Here is a 5664-nt window from a genome sequence, read left to right on the forward strand (position 1 = left end):
GGCCGCAGCCCGTCGCGGGCTGCGGCCCCACGACGTCTCGGCGCCGGTGACCGTCGTCCCTTGAACGGCGGGACCTTTGGCCGCTGAAAGGCGGACGGACGCGGCCTAGCGTCGGGAGTGGACCGAAGGCCGGCCGGAAGGGGTGGACGATGCGGACTCCGATCGTCGTGGGAATCGACGGCTCCGCGCACGCGTGGCGGGCACTGGACTGGGCGGCGGACCGCGCCGTCCGCCATCGGCTGCCGCTGCTCCTGGTGCACGGCTCCCGCGCCCTCCTGGACGAGGGGACGATCCCCCCGGACGCGCTGCGCCGCCTCATCGGAGAGCGGGAGGACCTGCTCGCCGAGGCCCGCCAGTACGCGCTGAAACTCCACCCGGAGCTCGATGTCGAGACCCGGCTCGCGCCGGCCGACCCGGGCCGGACGCTGGTGGAGGAGAGCGAGCACGCCGACCTGGTCGCGGTGGGGTCGCGCGGGCAGGGCGGCTTCGAGGGCCTGCTGTTCGGCTCGGTCGGCCTGTACACCGCCGCGCACGCCCGCTGCCCGGTGCTGGTGGTGTCGCGGTCGGCCCCGTACCCGTCCGACGCGCCGGCGGACATCGTGATCGGCATCGAGGGCCTGGACGACGAACGCGCCTTCATCGAGTGGGCGTTCGGGGAGGCGGCCTCCCGCGGCTCCAGGATCCTCGCGCTGCACGCGGTGGGCGGGGAGTTCTCCCCGCGCCGCCGGGTGATCGAGGACCTGGAGCTGTCGGAGTCGCTGGCCGGCTACCGGGAGCGGTACCCGGACGTCACCGTCGACCGCCTCGTGTCCGACCGCACCCCCGCGCAGGCGCTGGTGGAGGCGTCGAAGACCGCGGCACTGGTCGTGGTCGGCGCCCGCCGCCGGCGTGCGCCCCTGGCCGGGATGGCGCTCGGCCGGGTCAATCACACGGTGCTGCACCACGCCCAGTGCCCCGTGGTCGTCGTCCCGAACCACGACTGAGAAGCAGGAAGAGGCCGACGGGAGTTGTCATGATCCGAGTACTGGTGGCGTTCGCCTCCGAACGCGGAGGGGACCGCCGAGATCGCCGACTGGATCGGCGCCGCGCTGCGCCAGGCGGGTGTGGAGGCCGATGTCCGTCCCGCCGGGGAGGTCCAGAGCCTGGATGGGTACGACGCCGCCGTCGTCGGCGGCGCGCTGTACGAGGGGCGCTGGCACCGGGAGGCGCGCCGTTTCGTCCGGCACCACGCCGGGGACCTGGCGCACCGGCCGGTGTGGCTGTTCAGCAGCGGCCCGCTGGACGACACGGCGCGGGAGCGGGTGATCGACCCCGTTCCGGGCGTCGCCAAGTTCGCCGAGCGGCTGCACGCGCGCGGCCACGCCACCTTCGGCGGGCGTCTGGCCCCCGACGCCAAGGGCTTCATGGCGTCCAGGGTCGCCAAGCGGATGAGCGGCGACTACCGGGACCGCGACCAGGTGGCCGCGTGGGCCGCCGGCATCGCCCGCGAGCTGCGGAGGGCCGCCGTATGAACACGATCATCGTCGGCGCGGACGGCTCGGAGCCGAGCCTGCTCGCGATCGACTGGGCCGCTGCCAGCGGGACCGGGGCGCGCTGATGCTGGTGACCGGCCCGCGCGGCGCGGGCGGTCTCACCGGGCTCGTGCTGGGATCGGTCGCGATGCAGGTCGCCGCGCACGCGCCCTGCCCCGCGGTGATCGTCCGGGGCGCCGGGGCGTCCGGGCACGGCGAGATCGTGGTCGGCGTCGACGGGTCGCCGGCCGGAGCCGACGCGATCGGGTTCGCCTTCGAGGAGGCGGCCGTGCGCCGGGTCCGGCTGCGGGCTCTGCCGGCCTGGACGCATCCCGTCTCCACCGGACCCGGCGACATGCTCCCGCTGGTCCACGACCGCGAGATCCTCGCCGCCGACGAGCGGCGCCTCCTCGCCGAGTCGCTCGCCGGGTGGCGGGCGAAGTACCCCGATGCGGAGGTGGCGGCCGAGGCCGTCCGCGGCAGGGCCGCGCGCGTCCTGGCCGAGGCGTCCGCGCACGCCGGCCTGCTGGTCGTGGGATCGCGTGGGCGCGGCGGATTCACCGGGCTGCTGCTCGGGTCGGTCGGCCACGCGATGCTGCTGCGCGCGCACTGCCCGGTCGCCATCGTCCCCGGGCGTCCCTGAGCGGCTCGCGCCGAGCGTGGGCGCCGCCCGGCCGGTGCGGGAGGTCCCGAGCGCGGCGGACCTTCGTCCCTGCGGGTCGTCCGGCATACGGGGCATGAATGGGGAACAGCAGAACCGGGAGGGAGTGACCATGCGGTACAGCAACGTGGGCGATACGTCCGAGCGGATGTCGGAGGATGCCCGCAAGGCCGTCGAGGACGCGGTGTGGGCCCCCTCGGTGCACAACACGCAGCCGTGGCGGTTCGTCCTGCACGGGGCCCGGATCAGCCTGAGCGCGGACATCGACCGCCGTCTCGACGTCGCCGACCCGGACGGCCGGGAGATGCTGATCAGCTGCGGCGCCGCGCTCTACACCCTGAGGACCTCGCTGCGCGCGCTCGGGTACGAGCCGCGCGTGCAGCTGCTGCCCGATCCCGATCGGCCCCATCTTCTGGCGGACGTCCATCTGGAACCGGGGGAGCAGCCGGATCAGCAGGCGTTGCGCGAGCATGCGCAGATCCGGCGGCGCCGCACGCACCGGGGCGGGTTCCGTCCCGATCCGGTGTCGGCCGGGGTCCTGTCGGCGATGCGGCATGACGCCGAGCGTGAGGGGGCTCGGCTGGTGGAGGCGGTGGACGTGCACGTCAAGGGGGCGTTGGCGGCTTTGACCGAGGCGGCCGAGCACGTGCAGGAGCGCACGCCGGCGCACAAGGCGGAGATCGCCCACTGGGCGCCGTCGCCCCGGACGTCCCGTACGGACGGTGTCCAGGAGGCCGCCTATCCGCAGGAGGTCCCGCAGACCAGGCCGCACTTCCCGGCCCGGGACTTCGCTCGCGGCCACGGCTGGGGCGCGCAGGGCACCCGAGACGACGGGCCCGCGCCGGCCGGGCTGACGTTTGCTGCTGGTCTCCGACGGTGACGGGCCCGCCGACTGGCTGCGCGCCGGGCAGGCACTGCAGCGCGTCCTGCTGCGGGCCGCGGAACGCGACCTGGCGGCGGCCTTCCACACCCAGGCCCTGGAAGTCCCGGAACTGCGCGTGTTCATCAGGACCCGGTTCTGCAACGGCGCGTACCCGCAGATGCTCCTGCGCCTCGGCGTCCCCGAGGGCGACGAGTTGGAGACGGTCCGCCGCCCGGTCGAGGAAGTGATCGAGGAGACCTGACCCGGGCGGGCGGGCGGCCGGGTTCCGGGGCTGACATGATCGGCGCGGCTGGGAATACTGGACGCATGGTCGACGACCCCCGGGCCGGCGCAGATCGGGCGAGGCTCGTTCTCCCGCAGCTGCAACTGGACGATCTGCTGACCGAGCTGCAGTCGCGGCTGGAGGCGGCGCGGGCGACGCGTGACCGCGTGCACGCGCTGCTGGAGGCCGTGGTCTCGATCGGCAGCGAGCTGGATCTGGAGTCGGTGCTGCGGCGGATCACCGAGGCGGCGACGACCCTGGTGGACGCCCGCTACGGAGCCCTGGGCGTGATCGCCGAGGAGGGGGAGCGGCTCGTCCAGTTCATCACGGTGGGGGCCGGCGAGGACGAGATCGAGGCGATCGGGCAGTGGCCGCACGGGCGCGGCATCCTGGGCCTGCTGATCCGCGAGCCGCGGGCGATCCGGCTCGCGGATCTGGGCGAGCATCCCGATTCGGTGGGGTTCCCGCCGAACCATCCGCCGATGGGCACGTTCCTCGGGGTGCCGATCCTGGTGCGGGACGAGGTGTTCGGCAACCTGTACCTGACCGAGAAGGCCGGCGGCGGGGAGTTCGAGGACGACGACGAGGTCGTGGTCACCGCGCTGGCGACGGCGGCGGGCGTGGCGATCGAGAACGCCCGGCTGTACGAGGAGACGCGGCGCCGCGAGCGGTGGCTGCAGGCGTCCACGGAGATCTCCACGGCGCTGCTGTCGGGTACCGATCCGCACGAGGTGACGGTGCTGGTGGCGCAGCGGGCCCGGGAGATCACCGACGCGGGGCTGGCGGCGGTGGCGCTGCTGGAGGAGGGCGGCGCGGAGTTCGTGGTGGAGGCCGCGCACGGCCGGGGCGCCGAACGGCTCGCCGGGCTGCGGGTGCCGCGGGACCATCCGGTGGCCGGGGCGGTGTTCCACGAGGGGGTCGCGCAGCGGCTGCCGGACGGGGGTGAGGCGGCCCGGGCGGCGAAGGTGCCGCCGCGGATTCCGGTCGGGCCGCTGCTGGTGGTGCCGCTGGGGCTGGGCTCGTCGGCGCAGGGCGTGCTGTCGGTGGTCAATCCGCCGGGCGGGCCGGTGTTCTCGGCGGCGTCGCAGCGGCTCCTGGAGGCGTTCGCGGGGCAGGCGGCGGTGGCGCTGGAGCTGGCGCACCGGCGCCGCGACACCGAGCGGCTGGCGCTGCTGGAGGACCGCGACCGGATCGCCAAGGACCTGCACGACACCGTCATCCAGCGGCTGTTCGCCACGGCGATGACGCTGATGGCGGCCATCAAGATCACGCAGAAGCGGGAGGTCGCGGTCCGGATCCAGCGGGCGGTGGACGATCTGGACGACACCATGCGCCAGATCCGCTCGACGATCTTCGCGTTGCAGGCGCCGGCCGACACCGAGTCGCTGCGCAGCCGGGTGCACGCTCTGGTCGACGCCGCCGCCGAGCAGCTGGGGTTCGCTCCGTCGGTGCGGCTGGACGGTCTGCTGGACACCGCGGTCGATGACGGCATCGGCGAGCATCTGCAGGCCGTGGTCCGCGAGGCCCTGTCCAACATCGCCCGCCACGCCCGCGCGTCCCAGGTCACCGTGGCCATCGACGTCGGCGACGACCTGCTGCTGCGCGTTGAGGACGACGGCGTCGGCATCCCCGACCAGGGCCGCCGCAGCGGCCTGCGCAACATGGCCGAAAGGGCCGAGAAACTGGGCGGCTCCTTCACCACCACACCCCGCCCGGACGGCGGCACGATCCTCACCTGGCAGGCACCGCTCAAGGAGATCTGACCGCAGCCCGCAGCCGAAGGACCGTCACCCCCGATACCGCCCTACGCGGCCGCTGACCGAGACGCCCGCCGCCCGCTGTACCCGGGCCGCGGCCCGACCGAGGGGTTCCCGGCGCACGCCCCCAATCGAACCCGGGGACGCCATCGCCGGAGCTAAGCGTGTTCAGGGCCGTGCGGGCCGGACGATGCCGAGCGCCTGTCCGACGGCGTTGTCGAGCGTCCCGCCGGTGTCGATCGGACTCGACTCCGGCCACGGTGCCGCGTGCGCGCGCATGGCGGTGGCGACCGCGGCATCGGCGTCGGAGGCGCCCCGCGTGCGGGTGCGGATCCGCTCCGCGGCGAGGGTCTGCGGGGCCTCGCAGCGCAGGGACGACAGGTGCGCGTGTTCGTGCTCGGCGACCAGGGCGAGGAGGTCGCGCTGCTGCTTCGACGTCCATGACGCGTCCAGGATGACCGTCTCGCCGAGCCGGAGCAGTTTGGTGGCGCGGTCGGCGAGCTCCCGGTAGGTGCGGTGGTTCCATTCCGGGGCGTAGAGGCCGGTGCCGTAGGGGGCTGCGGCGGAGTCGAGGGGGGCGAGTCCGGCGA

General features: G+C 74.5%; 7 protein-coding genes. 6 read left to right on the top strand and 1 reads right to left on the bottom strand.

Annotated features, from left to right (window positions below; all coding sequences use genetic code 11):
* Positions 1–149 precede the first annotated feature (149 nt).
* The 6 genes from ABFX46_RS43130 to ABFX46_RS43155 all read left to right on the top strand — a co-directional run bounded on the left by ABFX46_RS43130 (position 150) and on the right by ABFX46_RS43155 (position 5080).
* Positions 150–983, top strand: a complete 834-nt coding sequence (locus tag ABFX46_RS43130) for a universal stress protein (protein WP_346050410.1) — start codon at positions 150–152, stop codon at positions 981–983.
* Between the two features lie 81 nt (positions 984–1064).
* Positions 1065–1511 carry a flavodoxin domain-containing protein gene (locus tag ABFX46_RS43135; protein ID WP_346050422.1) on the top strand — a complete coding sequence of 149 codons (447 nt, stop codon included), beginning with the start codon at positions 1065–1067 and terminating at the stop codon, positions 1509–1511.
* Positions 1512–1596: 85 nt separating this feature from the next.
* Positions 1597–2154, top strand: a complete 558-nt coding sequence (locus ABFX46_RS43140; protein ID WP_346050412.1) for a universal stress protein — start codon at positions 1597–1599, stop codon at positions 2152–2154.
* Between the two features lie 130 nt (positions 2155–2284).
* Positions 2285–3052 carry a hypothetical protein gene (locus ABFX46_RS43145; RefSeq protein ID WP_346050414.1) on the top strand — a complete coding sequence of 256 codons (768 nt, stop codon included), beginning with the start codon at positions 2285–2287 and terminating at the stop codon, positions 3050–3052.
* Positions 3030–3296, top strand: a complete 267-nt coding sequence (locus tag ABFX46_RS43150) for a hypothetical protein (RefSeq protein ID WP_346050416.1) — start codon at positions 3030–3032, stop codon at positions 3294–3296. The genes ABFX46_RS43145 and ABFX46_RS43150 overlap by 23 nt, the downstream gene beginning before the upstream one ends.
* 65 nt (positions 3297–3361) lie before the next feature.
* A complete protein-coding gene (locus tag ABFX46_RS43155; protein ID WP_346050418.1) occupies positions 3362–5080 on the top strand; it encodes a sensor histidine kinase in 1719 nt (572 codons plus the stop codon).
* Between the two features lie 162 nt (positions 5081–5242).
* On the opposite strand, the gene ABFX46_RS43160 is transcribed toward ABFX46_RS43155, so the two are convergent.
* The coding region (locus tag ABFX46_RS43160; protein ID WP_346050420.1) for a P-loop nucleotide/nucleoside kinase family protein at positions 5243–5664 on the bottom strand (422 nt) is incomplete at its 5' end.

It is taken from the genome of Actinomadura chokoriensis (assembly GCF_039529475.1).
Classification (GTDB): domain Bacteria; phylum Actinomycetota; class Actinomycetes; order Streptosporangiales; family Streptosporangiaceae; genus Spirillospora; species Spirillospora bangladeshensis.